General features: G+C 73.0%; 1 protein-coding gene. It reads right to left on the minus strand.

Annotated features, from left to right (window positions below; all coding sequences use genetic code 11):
• On the minus strand, window positions 1-500 hold a 500-nt coding region (locus tag IE286_RS26935), incomplete at both ends, for a transposase family protein (protein ID WP_189799369.1).

The following is a 500-nucleotide window of genomic DNA, read 5'->3' on the forward strand; positions in this document are numbered from 1 at the left end:
ACTTCAGCCGTGCCATGCCTCGCTCGACGGGTGCCCGGGCCCGGGCCGGCGCGCGGTTGACCGTGCGCTGGGTCACGGTCAGTTCACCGCCCGGTGGCCGCTTGCGCCCGGTGGTCACCCAGGAGCCGGCACCCTGGCAGGCACGGTCGGCCAGCACGGGAACCCCCTGGCGTTCGCGGATCCGGATGATGCGGTGGGTGCGGGCCGCGGTCAGGTCGTGGGTGCGGCCGGGCAGTGCGGGCGAGATCCACGGCACCTGGCCGGTCGGAGCGGTGATGACCTGCACGTTCACGCCGTGCCGACGGTGTTTGTGGGAGTAGTCGGCGCGGCCGTCGCCCAAACGGTCGCACTCGGCCAGGGTGCCGCCCAGGAGCACGTGGTCCGGATCGCTCTCGCGCAGGGCCTTGAGGAGGCCGGGAGCGGGCCGTGCGAGCAGGCTGATCACCTTCGAGGTGCAGGCATGAGCAGTGCCCACCGAGGTGCCGAAGCCTGCGGCGATC

The organism is Streptomyces thermodiastaticus, assembly GCF_014656135.1.
GTDB lineage: Bacteria > Actinomycetota > Actinomycetes > Streptomycetales > Streptomycetaceae > Streptomyces > Streptomyces thermodiastaticus.